6 protein-coding genes and 4 tRNA genes are annotated in these 13,192 nt (G+C 58.1%); 8 read left to right on the top strand and 2 right to left on the bottom strand.

The annotated features are described in order from the left end of the window. Positions 1–2 precede the first annotated feature (2 nt). Complete coding sequence (locus tag ACTNBU_RS04905) at positions 3–1,130, bottom strand: tyramine oxidase subunit B (RefSeq protein ID WP_441031393.1); 1,128 nt, start codon at positions 1,128–1,130, stop codon at positions 3–5. A 344-nt stretch (positions 1,131–1,474) separates the two neighbouring features. On the opposite strand from ACTNBU_RS04905, the gene ACTNBU_RS04900 reads away from it, so the two are divergent. Continuing rightward, on the top strand, positions 1,475–2,776 hold the full coding sequence (locus ACTNBU_RS04900; RefSeq protein ID WP_441031391.1) for a M20/M25/M40 family metallo-hydrolase: 1,302 nt from the start codon (positions 1,475–1,477) through the stop codon (positions 2,774–2,776). A 197-nt stretch (positions 2,777–2,973) separates the two neighbouring features. On the opposite strand, the gene ACTNBU_RS04895 is transcribed toward ACTNBU_RS04900, so the two are convergent. Continuing rightward, positions 2,974–3,065 (bottom strand) — tRNA-Ser (locus ACTNBU_RS04895). A 284-nt stretch (positions 3,066–3,349) separates the two neighbouring features. Here ACTNBU_RS04895 and ACTNBU_RS04890 point away from each other — a divergent pair. From ACTNBU_RS04890 to ACTNBU_RS04860, 7 genes are all read left to right on the top strand, one after another. Continuing rightward, the gene (locus tag ACTNBU_RS04890) at positions 3,350–4,885 is read left to right on the top strand and encodes an S-layer homology domain-containing protein (RefSeq protein WP_441031389.1); all 1,536 of its coding nucleotides are present in this window, start codon (positions 3,350–3,352) and stop codon (positions 4,883–4,885) included. A gap of 246 nt (positions 4,886–5,131) precedes the next feature. Further along, positions 5,132–6,094, top strand: a complete 963-nt coding sequence (locus ACTNBU_RS04885) for a hydroxyacid dehydrogenase (protein ID WP_441031388.1) — start codon at positions 5,132–5,134, stop codon at positions 6,092–6,094. Positions 6,095–6,219: 125 nt separating this feature from the next. Continuing rightward, positions 6,220–6,296 (top strand) — tRNA-Met (locus ACTNBU_RS04880). Between the two features lie 59 nt (positions 6,297–6,355). Beyond that, positions 6,356–6,430 (top strand) — tRNA-Glu (locus ACTNBU_RS04875). A gap of 26 nt (positions 6,431–6,456) precedes the next feature. Continuing rightward, positions 6,457–6,533: transfer RNA gene (locus ACTNBU_RS04870), tRNA-Val, on the top strand. Positions 6,534–6,965: 432 nt separating this feature from the next. Next, positions 6,966–8,651, top strand: coding sequence for a four-carbon acid sugar kinase family protein (locus tag ACTNBU_RS04865; protein WP_441031386.1), 1,686 nt, complete (start codon positions 6,966–6,968; stop codon positions 8,649–8,651). A gap of 478 nt (positions 8,652–9,129) precedes the next feature. After that, complete coding sequence (locus ACTNBU_RS04860; protein WP_441031385.1) at positions 9,130–13,179, top strand: S-layer homology domain-containing protein; 4,050 nt, start codon at positions 9,130–9,132, stop codon at positions 13,177–13,179. Positions 13,180–13,192: the final 13 nt, after the last annotated feature.

The raw sequence follows: 13,192 nt of genomic DNA, 5'->3' as shown, positions 1-13,192 counted from the left end.
GCTCATTCCTCACACTGGCTGGGGCTGTCCCACAGCAGCAGCTTGGTGCCGATGCCTTTTTCCAGCGCCGTGTGATACAGGTCGTAGCCCAGGCCCAGATCAAAGACCGCCATGCCGCAGGCGATGAAGCAGATGATCTGATCGTCGCTGGTCCGGCCCTGCTGCTGGCCAAGGATGATCTTTCCGATGCTAAGGGAGTCATCCAGCGCGGGCTTGCGTCCGGCGTCGATCAGCCGGTAGATGGGGCCGCCGATGACGCCGCTGTAATAATCGTCCTTGTCCCCGGACTGGATGGCGTCTTCCACGTAGGCGTGGTGCAGGCCGATGTGGTCGTAGACGATGTCCATATCCATCCAGAGGGACTCGTTGCACTGCAGCGGGCCGGAGGCCAGAATGGTACATCCCGGTTTTACCCACTCCCGGCGGAAGTGCAGCGGCGCGGTGCGGGAGGCGGCCACGGAGATCACGTCCGCCGCACGGACGGCTTTCTCCAGATCGCTTTCCGCCTCGGCCTCAATGCCGTAGGTCCTGGTGATGTAATTGGCCATGGAGACGGCCCGCTCCGGAGAGTGGTTGTTGCAGAGGACCTTTTTCAGATTCGGCAGCTCGGTGATGATGGCCTCCATGCAGGCCTTGCCGATGGCACCGCAGCCCACGCAGGTCAGCACCTCCGCGTCCTTCCGGGCCAGATACCGGGCGCCCACCGCCGGCACGGCGCCCGTGCGGGCGGCGGAGATCAGGTTGGCGCTCATGAAGCAGAGGGGCTCGCCGGTCTCCTTATCGTTCAGCGTCACCATCAGGACGGAACGGGGCAGGCCGTGCTTCTTGTTGGCGGCGTTGGAGCCGTACCACTTCTGACCGCAGATATCGAACCGCCCGCCCAGATAGGCGGGCATTGCCACGAACCGCCGGTCAGGGCCTGCCACCGGCATGTTGGGGAAAGGCGTCTCCTTGGGAAAGACGATATACATGCCGTGGTTGTTGTGGTTGCTGCCGCCCATCAGATAATCTCCCTGGGCCAGCAGCCGGAAGACCTCCTCTGCGTTGTTGATGCATTTCGGGGCGTCCAGGACACCGGCGGAAATGACATCCGGCTCAGACATATACAGGAATTCCGTTCGTTTTCCCATGATCACTTGCCTCTTTCTATATTAGTATATTTGAGCGTACCACAGTGAATGTTATGCATAAAACATAATGTGCGTTTTAATACAATATAGCATGGCGTACAGACGGTGTCAAGATGCATGGCGGTCAGAGGGAAACTGGCTGAAACCACAGATTTTCTGGAAAAACACCGGAAATTTTGGAAGACTGCCACTTGCATATTTTCGGATCTGTGTTATAGTCTAAGTATTAATAAATACAAAATGTATTAAAGAGTTTCTCAAAGAGCTGCGAGACCAGAGCGGCAACGCCTGCGATAACATCAGATCTCTCTGCGGAAATCTACAATGAAAGGGATTGGATACGTATGATCAAACGTGTAAAAGAACTGGCTGCTGAAATGAAACCGGCCCTGCTGGACCTGGCCCAGCGCGCCATCCGGTGCCCCTCACTGTCCGGACAGGAGGGCGCAGTCTCTGAGATTTTCCTGTCTGAGCTGCAGAAGCTGGGCTATGACGAGGCCTTCCGGGATGACTGGGGCAATATCGTGGGCATCGTGCGCGGGACCGAGGACGGCCCCACCATTATGTATAACGGACACCTGGACCATGTGGATGTGGGCGATCCCTCCGAGTGGGGCGGCTACGAGCCATACGGCGGCGTCATCGACGTGGCGGAAATCTACAACGAGGCCGGTACCGCACTGGAGAAAGCGGAGGTCATCCATGGCCGCGCCGCCGCCGACACCAAGAGCGGCCTTGCCTGCCAGATCTACAGCGGCGCCATCCTGGCCCGGCTGAAGAAGGAGGGCTACCGCTTCAAGGGCAACTACATGGTCTCCGCCGTGGTCATGGAGGAGCCTGCCGAGCAGATCGGCATGGTGGGCCTGTACGAGGAGACTCTGCCGGCCCGCGGCCTGACGGTGGACGGTGTGGTGTCCTGCGAGGCCACTTCTCTGAAGATCTACTGCGGCCACCGCGGCCGTGTGGAGCTGAACGTGGAGGTCTCCGGCGTCACCAGTCACGGCAGCACGCCCTGGCTGGGCGTCAACGCCGTCAACAAGGCCATGAAGCTCATTGACGCCGTGGAAAAGCGGTACGCCGAGGAGTTCCAGGTGGACGAGAAGCTGGGCAAGTCCAGCATTGCCCTGACCATCATCAGCTGCACCCCCGGCGCCATGTGCATCGTGCCGGACCGATGCAGCATCACCTATGACCGCCGCCTGGTGCCCACTGAGACGCCGGAGGACGCCGTCCGGGAGATCCAGGAGATCATTGACCGGCTCCACGCCGAGGACCCGGACTTCCGCGCCGCCGTCAAGGTGTCCACGGTGCCCAGGACCACCTATACCGGCAAGGAAGTGGCGCTGCCCAACATCAAGGAGGGCTGGCGCATTGCGGAGGATCATCCCTTTGTGGCCGCCGCGGCCAAGGGCCTGGCCGGAATCGGCGAGCCCGTGTCCTATTCCTATTGGGATTTCGGCACCGATTTGGCCATGATTTGCGGCCGCCACGGTGTGGCCGCCATCGGTTACTCTCCCATGCAGGAGTATTACTGCCACCGGCCTGTGGACATGTGCCGCATTGACTTTATGGAGCGTGCGCTGGTGGGCAATATCGCCATCTTCAGCGAACTGACGAAGCTGAGCGGAGAAGACTTCAAACTGTGATCTGCGTCCAAAGAGCGGTTCCGGCGAATGCGGACCGTTCCCTGCCAGGAAAAGAGAGCAAGATCATCCGATTTTCGGCCGGCGGCTTGTGCTGCCGGCCGTTTTTGCGCGGCAGGTCATAGATCTGCTGGCCTCGGAGCTGGGGATGGTGGAAAAAAGAAAAACCGTGTAACCATTACGGTTACACGGTTTTTCTCTGGCGGAGAAGGAGGGATTCGAACCCTCGAGACCCTTTAGGGGCCTACATGATTTCCAATCATGCGCCCTCGACCAACTAGGCGACTTCTCCATAGCTGCTCAAGTATCTATTCACTTGCACTGTCTCAACGGGACAGCGTTATTATTATAGCAGACACCGCGTGAAAGTCAAGAAAAAAATTTTATTTCTTCAAACATTGCCAAAAAATTAAAAAAATGGCATGCAAACGGGCGTTCTGCGGCAAAAAACGACGGCTTCCCTTTGACGAAATGGGCATTCTCTGCTAGAATACCCGGAGGGAAGTTTTTCAAATCCCGGAAATATGCGGCTTCGGCAGAGACTGCCGGCCGCTTTTACCGACGAGGAGGATACCCATGAGCAAACTGAAACACTGGCTTGCCGGCCTGCTGGTATGTGCGCTGGTGAGCACTCTGGCGGTGACGCCGTCCGGGGCTGTGTCCCTGAAATTCCGCGACGTACCCGCCGGATACTGGGCCGCGTCCGATATCGCTCAGGCGGTGGAGGCGGGACTGGTCCAGGGCGAGACGGCGGACACCTTCGGACTGGGACATCCCATGACCCGGGCGGCGTTCACCGTGATCCTGTGCCGCCTGTTCGGCTGGGAGACCGTGCGCCCGGCGGAGGGCACCTTTACCGACGTCCAGGACACCGGCGCCTGGTACTACAGCGCCGTGGAGACCGCCTGCGCCAACGGCGCGGTGACTTTGCAGAGCGACAGGTTCCGGCCCAATGATCCCATCACCCGGGAGGAAATGGCCGTCACGCTGATCCGCGCCCTGGGCTATACTTCCATGGCCGGTCTGGATCAGGGTCTGTCCTGCCCCTTTACGGATGTGGATTCCAACAAGGGATATCTGACCATGGCCTACTATCTGGGGATCTCCGGCGGGACCAGCGCCACTACGTTCTCTCCGGATCAGACCGCCACCCGGGAACAGGCGGTGGCCATGCTGATGCGGGTCTACCGCTGCTGCACCGGAAGAAGCCCTGAGCGGATCGGCGTCGCCGGATCCTTTGAGATGGCCAATATCGACGGCTGTGATGTGGTGGTGCTGTCCAGCGCCCGGCTGCTGTCCAACGGCTCCCTGGCACCCATGACGATGGATGCCGATGAGCTTGCGAAGTTCCGGACCCGTCTGGCGGAGGCGGGAGCCAAGGCGGTGCTGCGGATCTCCGGCAGCAAGGATCTGCTCCGGTCCCAGTCCGCCCTTAACGACGGCGCCAAGGCCGCCGCCAAGGCGGCTGTGGACTATGACGGCATCCTGCTGGATATCGAGGATCTGGGCAGCTCTTACAAAGCGGGCTATACGTCCCTGACGCAGAAGATCCGCTCTCTGATGGGAGACGGGAAACTGCTGTATGTCACGGCGGATGCCCCTGCCGTGGATACGGCGGACAACGGCTACGACTATAAGGCCCTCGCCGCGGCGGCGGACCGTCTGATCCTGCGGGTGGACGCCTATAAGAAGACGGTCAACGGCTTCCCCACGGGGCCCCAGGAGCCGCTGGAGGAGATCTACTACGGACTGGTGTCTCTGAAGGGCCGGATCGACCTGTCCAAATGCAGCCTGTGGCTGTCCACAACGGGGCTGAGCTGGACTGGGGGCAAGTTCACCGGCAGCATCCTGGCGGATCAGATCCAGGAGATGCTGCTGTCTCCCAGCACGGATATCTACTATTCCCGCCGGTATGCCGAGGCCTATCTCACCCAGATGATGCCGGGCGCCAGCAAAATCACCAGGACCGTGGTCTGGTTCCATGACGAACAGGCGGTGGCAGCGCGGGTGCGGCTGTGCGCCTTCTTCGGCGTGGACAGCGTCTGCCTCAGCAACCTGTCCTCTGTGGCGGATTATGGGAACTACTCCGTCCTCCGCGGTCTGAAGCGATAAACGCGGCTGTCATATCCGGCAAAATTTCATGCAAGATTTTATTCATAATTTTGCCGGCGCTCTGTTGACTTCTTTGCAAAACCACATTAGAATACTCTAAATAGAGATGCGCGGATTCCGGAGCAAATGCCTGGAAGGTACAGGGTTGCTTTTGCATGAATTCTTTCATTTCAGCAGAGACAGTCCGCGGAAACGGCGGCTGTGCGCACCGTGACATCATCATATTTTTGCAGGAGGAATGTAAAAATGGGCTATAAAGTTATCACCCTGAAGCACATGGATGACAGCGGCATTCAGTATATGGCTGAGCACGATGTGGAGGTCATCACCTCTCAGTGCGGCGACGAGGCCGGCTGGATCAAGGAGATCGCCGACAACCAGGTGGACGGCATTTTCTGCCGCGTGGACAAGATCACCCCTGCCATGATGGACGCCAGCCCCAACCTGAAGGTCATCGCCAAGCAGGGCGCTGGTCTGGACAACATCGACATCGACTATGCCACCAAGAAGGGCATTCAGGTCGTCTACTCCCCCGCCGGCAACATGCAGACCGTGGCGGAGCATGCCACCATGCTGCTGCTGATGTGCGCCCAGCGGTATCGCTATGTGGACCATCAGATGCGGAGCGGCAACTTCAACGTCCGCTATGACCTCACCGGCACCCACGACCTCACCGGACATACCATCGGCCTCATCGGCTGCGGCCGTATCAGCCAGTGCTTCGCCAAGATCCTCATCGAGGGCTTCGGCATGAAGGCCATCGGCTATGATCCCTTCCTGAAGCAGGAGAACCTGAAGCTGCCCATCGAGCTGAAGGCCACCGCCGACGAGGTCTGGCAGCAGGCCGATTACGTCAGCATCCATCTGCAGTCCAATCCCTCCACCCGCCACTCCATCGGCTACAAGCAGTTCAGCATGATGAAGCCCACCGCTTCCTTCATCAACTGCGCCCGCGGCGATCTGATCGTGGAGGAGGATCTGATCCGCGCCCTGCAGGAGGGCAAGCTGTTCGGCGCCGCTCTGGACGTGTTCGAGAAGGAGCCCCTGCCCCTGGATCACCCCTTCGTGACCATGGAGAACATCGTGCTGACCCCCCACATGGGCGCTGCCACCGAGGACTCCGTTCTGCGCTGCACTCACACCTGCTGCGAGGAGATCGTCCAGGTCTTCAAGGGTGAGCCTGTGGCCTTCCCCGGCAACAAGCTCTGAGACCGCGTTCCATCAGGAGGGCTCTCAAAGGGGGCCCTCCTGATAAAAATAATTTTGAAGAAATGCTTGACAAAAAGGGACCTGTTCTGGTATAGTAATTTGTGCCCGTTGTGGGCGCCTTGCTTGGCGGCATAGCTCAGTTGGCTAGAGCATGCGGTTCATACCCGCAGTGTCCCCGGTTCAAATCCAGGTGCCGCTACCAAACTTCCATGAAGTGCCTGGCGCTTCATGGAAGTCCCGAAAGGGATCACAAGTTCATCAGGCCCGTTGGTCAAGTGGTTAAGACACGGCCCTTTCACGGCTGTAACATGGGTTCGAATCCCGTACGGGTCACCATCCAGACTGCGTCTGGAGTTGTGTATGGAGGCTTAGCTCAGCTGGTTAGAGCGCCTGCTTCACACGCAGGAGGTCGACAGTTCGAGTCTGCCAGTCTCCACCAGGAGAAATCCTCAGAGCCGCAAGGCACTGAGGATTTCTCTTTTTTCTGACTGTTATCCGGATTTTTAAAATTGCGGCAAAAATACGACAGCTTTGAACATTTTTCGTGCGGATATCTCTGCCAAACAAAAAGAAAAGCCCTTGAAAGGGACGATAGAGTGGAAGAAAAAATAACGCAAAAAATTAGGTTATATGTGCCAGTTGTAACGATGCGGAGAGAATGGCTTCCTGAATCGTGAGGACATTGAGAGCATTTTTGAGAATTTGATTGAACAGAGAGTAGAAGGCATGGTATGATTGGACGGTAAGGGATAATCCGTTCCGTTATCGCGGAAGCAGAGATATGAATTCATCTGATTTGTTACAGCCGCTGTATGGAAAAGAGCGGGCCTTATAACGGGAATTGGCAGCAGAATGCGGAAGAACCCCTCGTATGGCGGAATATGCTGTGAAGCGCGGAGCGAGCGGCGTCGTGACCATATCCATCATATTGCTTGTCGTTGAGCAGCGAGCGCACAGAGCCCCCTGCGGCTTTGAGCCGGAATGCCCATCATACAGGGAAAAATTGACTTTACGACAGAGAGTTTCGGCAAATCAGCAATATTGGGATACCTGTGATTCCGATGATGAAACGGACTGGCGCAGCTGCTGCGCCAGGAAGGATCAATCGACCCTGAAATACATTGAGAGCTGGTGGCGTATGATGAACTTGGAGCAGTTTCAATGGAATCCTCCCGAAATGTGGCGGCAGTCTGTAGATGCGGCATTGCAGCAGGAGCTGGAGAATTTTCCGCACAAAATTGTTGTTGTAGATGATGATCCGACCGGGACGCAGACGGTCCATGACATTCCGGTATTTACAGATTGGGAAGAAGAGAGCCTGCTGTGCGGACTCACCGGACCGGATCCGATGTTTTATATTTTAACGAATTCCAGAAGCTTTTCCTCGGAACGGACGAAACGGGAGCATGAGCTTTTAGCCCGTCGATTGGAGCGGGCTGCGCGGAAGGCGGGCGTCCCTTATTTGCTGATCAGTCGCGGGGATTCCACACTGAGGGGGCATTATCCCATTGAAACGCAGACCTTGAAGGAAACATTGGAATCATGCGGAGCAGGGCCGTTTGACGGGGAGATCATCATTCCGTTTTTCCCGGAGGGAAACAGATACACCATCGAAAATATTCACTATATTGCGCAAAACAATGAATTGCTGCTGGTGGGAGAAAGTGAGTTTGCGAAAGATCCCACGTTCGGGTATCATGAGTCAGATCTGAGGCGATGGATCGAAGAGAAAACCGGCAGAGAGTATCGTGCGGAGGAAGTGACCTGTTTTTCGCTGACCGAGTTAAGAGCGGCGGACTATAACAGGATGCTCAACAAGCTGGAGCGTGTTTCCGGATTTGGAAAAGTGGTGGTCAACGCTGTCAGCTATTGGGATCTGCGCAGCTTCGCGGTGGCGGTCATGCGCAGCATCAAAGCAGGAAAGAAATTCCTGTTCAGAACGGCGGCAGCCTTCCCCAAGGTGATCGCGGGGATTCCGGACAAGCTTCTGCTCGGACGGAGTGAGCTGATTGAGGAGGGGAACTGTAACGGAGGCCTGATCGTGGTTGGATCACATGTGGCAAAGACCACTAGGCAGGTGGAGAAGCTGGTAAACTGCTGCGCGGTCCGGACTGTGACGTTTAATCAGCATTTGGCTGTTGATCCCGGAGCGCTGGAGAGAGAAGTGGAAAGAGCTCTGAAGGAATGTACCGATTCCATTGCGGCTGGAAAAACGACCGTGTTGATGACTCGCCGTGAGAGGATCGATCTGAATACAGGAAATAAAGAGGACGAACTTGCTCTGGCGAGAAGAATTTCTGACGCGTTATCAGAGATCGTGGCAAAGCTGGAAGTGCGGCCCGCCTATTTGGTGGCAAAAGGCGGAATCACATCCAGTGATATTGGAACAAAGGGATTGGGCGTGAAAAAAGCCATTGTGGCGGGACAGATTTTGCCGGGCGTTCCCGTGTGGAAGCTGGGAAAAGAGAGCCGTTTTGAAAACCTCTCTTATATCATATTCCCGGGCAATGTCGGGGATGATCTGGCGCTGAAGCAGATCGTGGAGCTGCTGAGCTGATGCGGAGGCATAGGGATACGTAAACAGGCGGATTCTCCAAAACCGGTTGCGCGGCTCATCAAACAGAATTTACCGGAAAAATATAAAATTTCGCCGGAATCGTATGATTCCGGCGAAATTTTTCCGCTTTCAGAACGATTTCCGACAAAAATGCCGGGCGGCGATGAAAAAACATTCACCGGCATTCACGCAGAACACGCGGGGCAAAACGGAATATGGGGAAAATAGACGCATTTTATTGCGAAATACCCAGGAATATTATGCACAAGTTGTGAAAATTATACAGTTTTCGTAAATGGAACTGTGCGTTGTGCATATTGATGTTTCCCCTGGGAAGTGGTATTATCTATGAGACAAAGCATGGATGAAACAGAAATGCGGAATGCATGAATCAATGTAATTTTATGGGAAAAGAATGGGCTTCTCCCCGCGTATGCGGAAAGCCTGTTTTTTTATACAACAAAAAGGGGGAAATAACGTGAAAACACTGCACACCATGAAGCGGATGCTGGTAGCTCTGCTGTCAGCTTCCATGCTGCTGACCAGCAGCGCTCTGGCCGCGGGGGAGACTCCGGGACCAGTCGAGCCGACTGAGCCGACAGGGGTAAGAGAGACGGAGTATCTCTTCATCTCCCAGACCGATGCGTCCAGTGAGGAACTGGAATTCCAGCTGTCCGAGGACGTGTTCGCGGCTGTGAACGGCGCGGACATCACCTGGACGCTGGAGCGTCTCGAGTCCTATGCCAATCCCGGCGAGGATGACGAGTTCAATCCCCTCCACGACGAGAATGAGATGTACCCCAACGAACAGGATGTCATCGACCTGGAGAATGTGCCCAAGGCCTATACATCCTACCTGAAGATCAACAATGTTGAGACCGGCTTCGACGAGGAAGAGTCCGCCGTGACCCTGTCCTTTGACGTCAGCCCCATGTCCAGCCGCGGCAACATCAGTGCGCCTCACTCCAACGGCGGCGTCTATCTGGACGTCTGCGGCGTCTTTGAGCTGAAGGCCACTGCGGACGGCGAAGATGTGGACCTGGGCAAGGATGTCATCGTGGAGATCAAGCCCTATGCGTCCTTCCACACCATGTGGGAGATCTACGCCGACCTGAAGGAGCTGGCCGCTCTGGGTGACGACGATGCCGACACCGCCGTGCCCTATGCCGTCCATAAGGTCATGGGCCAGTCCAACGCCGGCTATGACATGCCCTATCTGATCATCGCCAAGGACAGCGCCGCCGTTGAGAACTGGCTGGAGCTGTGCGACCGCGCCGAGACGGAGCCTGAGAAGGTCATCGCCGAGATCGAAGCCGGCGAGCTGGACTATCAGGTGCCCGTCATGTACTCCAACATCCACTCCAACGAGGTGGCCGCTGTGGACGCCGTTCTGGAGTTCGCCCGGATGCTGATGGAGGACGAGAAGATCGACTACACCAAGCTCACCGGCCTGACCGACGAAGGGCAGGAGGTGCTGGCCGAGCAGCGCGAGGCTCTGGGCCTGCACATCCCTGACCTGATCGCGGACAAGACCTCCTATCTGGGCGCCATCCTGCCGGAAGCCAACGCTGCCAGAGGAAGCCAGAACTCCGGCAAGGTGGAAGGCTTTGACGATTACTATACCAGCGAGGAGACCACCATCGATGTGGACGAGCTGCTGGACGAGGTGTTCTTCATCCTGGTCCCCGAGGAGAACGTGGAAGGCCGTATGTACGTGACCCGTACCTCCTCCGGCGGCTATGACCTGAACCGCGACAACTCCTTCCAGACCATGTCCGAGACCCGGAACATGCAGCACCTCATCGCCACCTACAACCCCGTCACCCTGGTGGAGTTCCACGGCCAGGTGACTGCCTATCAGTTCGAGCCCTGCTCTCCTCCCCACGAGCCCAACTTCGAGTATGACCTGCTGTCCGAGCACCTGATGACCGGCGGCGAGGCCATGGGCGCCGCTGCCGTTGCCAACAACGACGACTGGCAGAGCTATGTCATCCCCATGCGCGACTATCTGACCAGCGATGAAACCGGCGCTCCCTACTGGGAGTATCCCTGGGACGATATGTCCACCAGCTACACTCCCCAGTTCGCCATGCTGCAGGGCTGCGTGGCCTACACCGTTGAAATGCCCGCTTATTCCGAGTCCGGCCGTATCGCCGACACCTTCGCTATGGTGGGCCTGTCCGACTATGTGGCCGCTGAGAAGGAAGGCTACTTCCTGGCCCAGCTGGAGATCTACAAGCGCTGCCTGAACAACGAGAACACCGACGAGGAAGTCGGCGCCTGGCTGGTGGACTCCGCCGACGTGGAGGGTGCCGAGGCCGACCTGTTCCGTCCCGCTTTCGACGGCGAGGGCGAGAACGGCCAGTTCTTCCCCGAGTGCTACATCATTCCTCTGGACAGCGAGCATCAGGTCAACCTGCAGGCCGCCTACGACATGATCGAGTGGCTGACCCGCAACGATGTGTTGGTCGGCATCACCGACAAGGCCTTCACCTACAAGGGCGAGACCTATCCCGCCGGCACCATGATCGTGTCCATGTACCAGGCCAAGCGTGCCGTGGCCAATGGCGTGCTGTATGAGGGCACCCTGATCCGCAACTGGACCGACCTGTACTCCGAGGGCATCACCGCCTTCAATTACACCCGCGGCTTTGACCAGGTCATCTGCGCCGAGCCCGCCGCCTACGAGACCATCGCGGCCGCCGTGGGCCAGACCCTGGATTATGAGAGCGGCCTTGCGTATCTGAAGGCCAACGCCAAGTCCCAGATCACCGGTAAGCTCGGCGGCGACGTCATCATCTCCAACGCCTCCGAGGATTCCACCGCCGCCGTCAACGCCCTGCTGAAGGACGGCAAGCAGGTCGGCATGATCACCGAGGGCGAGTACAAGGGCGACTTCATCTGCTCCTACAAGGACTGGCTGACCGTGGCGGATGAGTACATCCTCACCGGCACCGGCGTGCTGGAGCCCGAGCTCACCGCTTACACCATCGAGAAGGCTCCCACCGTGTACATCAGCGGCACTGAGAGAGCGCTGACCAAGACTTCCTCCGGCTATGTTTACTCCACTCTGGTGGGTTCCGCCGGCTACAACTATGACCGCATGGCCATGGACATGCTGAACTTCACCACCACCAAGGACGCCTCCAAGGCCGACGCCGTCATCGGCGCCACCGCTCTGGACAACGGCGGTCTGGCCGCTGTGAAGAACGGCGCCACCTATGTGGGCTATACCTCCAGTGCTGTCAGCACGGTCAACAAAAACCTCATTGCTGTCGGTACCGGCCGTACCTATGGTATGGACTGCCTGAGCACCGTCATCTATCCCGAGGAGACTCTGGTGAACGCCAGCTACATCGCCGACGGCGATAACGTGATGTACGGCTACGGCCTGTACTACTTCACCACCCTGCCCGAGGGCGCCAAGGTCCTGGTCCAGCGGGATGGCGGCGAGCCCATGGAGGGCTTCATGAACGGTGATGATGACAGCTACAATGCCTTCATCAACGGCATCATGGGCTTCTCCTATGAGGGCCCCGACATGAACGGCAACGAGATCAACATCACCCTGTTTGCCAACTCCATGACCAACAAGGCCCACCAGCGCGACGAGTATGCGTTCATCAGCAACGCCATCTTCGCCAGCCTGCTGACCGACGAGGCCTACGAGGTTGCTGAGCTCGGTAGCTACAGCGGTGGCAGCGGTTCCTCTTCCGGCGGCTCTTCCTCCGGCAGCGTCTCCACCTACAGCGTGAAGATCGAGGCCACTGAGAACGGCTCTGTCACTTCCAACGTCTCCAAGGCTGCCAAGGGCGCCACTGTCACCCTGACTGTCAAGGCCGACGAGGGCTTCGAGCTGGACAACCTGACCGTCACCGACACCAACGGCAAGGAGATCGCCGTCTCCGAGAAGAGCGGCAAGTACACCTTCACCATGCCCGGCAGCGCCGTCACCGTTGACGCCGCCTTCACCGAGGTCGAAAAGGAGCCCACGGCTCCCGAGACCAGCTTCAGCGACGTGGCCGCCGACGCCTACTACGCCGCCGCCGTGGATTGGGCTGTGGAGTCCGGCATCACCAAGGGTACGACCGACACCACCTTCACGCCCAACGCCACCTGCACCCGTGCCCAGACCGTCACCTTCCTGTGGCGTGCTGCCGGCAGCCCCGCACCCAAGTCCGCTGAGAATCCCTTCACCGACGTAGCCGCCGGCGCCTACTACTATGACGCCGTGCTGTGGGCCGTGGAGCAGGGCATCACCAAGGGCACCACGGATACTACCTTCAGCCCCAACCAGACCGTGACCCGTGCCCAGACCGTCACCTTCCTGTGGCGCTCCGCTGGTGCGGCTGCCGCCACCGGGACCAATCCCTTCACCGACGTGGCCGCCGGCGCCTACTACGCTGACGCCACCCTGTGGGCCGTGAGCGAGGGTGTCACCAATGGCACTACCGCCACCACCTTCAGCCCCGATCAGGGCTGCACCCGCGCCCAGATCGTGACCATGCTGTATCGTTACATGGCCTGAGCGGTTATGGGGA

Origin of the sequence: Dysosmobacter sp. HCP28S3_G4 (assembly GCF_052065175.1) — a bacterium.
In the GTDB taxonomy this organism is placed as follows: domain Bacteria; phylum Bacillota; class Clostridia; order Oscillospirales; family Oscillospiraceae; genus Oscillibacter.
The sequence above is the reverse complement of the archived record's forward strand: the minus strand, read 5'-3'. Positions and strand labels throughout refer to the sequence as shown.